Origin of the sequence: Bacillus sanguinis (assembly GCF_018332475.1) — a bacterium.
GTDB lineage: Bacteria > Bacillota > Bacilli > Bacillales > Bacillaceae_G > Bacillus_A > Bacillus_A sanguinis.
In genome coordinates this window covers 1-396 of the sequence record NZ_BOQB01000461.1, presented here as the reverse complement: position 1 = coordinate 396, position 396 = coordinate 1, and the positions used below count along the sequence as shown (strand labels likewise).

Sequence of the window (396 nt, the reverse complement as noted above, 5' to 3'; positions counted from 1 at the left end):
ACCCGTTCTAACGGGCGGTTCACTTCCTCATATAGAGGCTACGAACCGCCCACTAGAACTGTAATGTGTAGTTCTACTACACTAGTAATTACTCATAACGTAATGCTTCAATTGGATCTAATTTCGCAGCTTTATTCGCTGGAATTAATCCGAAAATAATACCAAGTGTCATTGAGAATAATACGCCGCCAACGACAACTTCCCATGAAACGAGTGGTGGCCATTTTGCGAATGTAGAAACGATATATGCTCCGCCATATCCAAGACCAATTCCAATTAAACCACCTAAAAGTGTTAACATAACTGCTTCAATTAAAAACTGTAATAAAATTTTACTACGCGTAGCCCCAAGTGCTTTACGTACTCCAATTTCACGCGTACGTTCTGTTACAGATA

Annotated in this window: 1 protein-coding gene; it reads right to left on the bottom strand. The window is 39.9% G+C overall.

The genetic code is table 11. The annotated features are described in order from the left end of the window. Window positions 1-88: 88 nt before the first annotated feature. Window positions 89-396: ABC transporter permease (locus KI369_RS27660; protein WP_212958819.1), on the bottom strand; the 308-nt coding region annotated here is incomplete at its 5' end.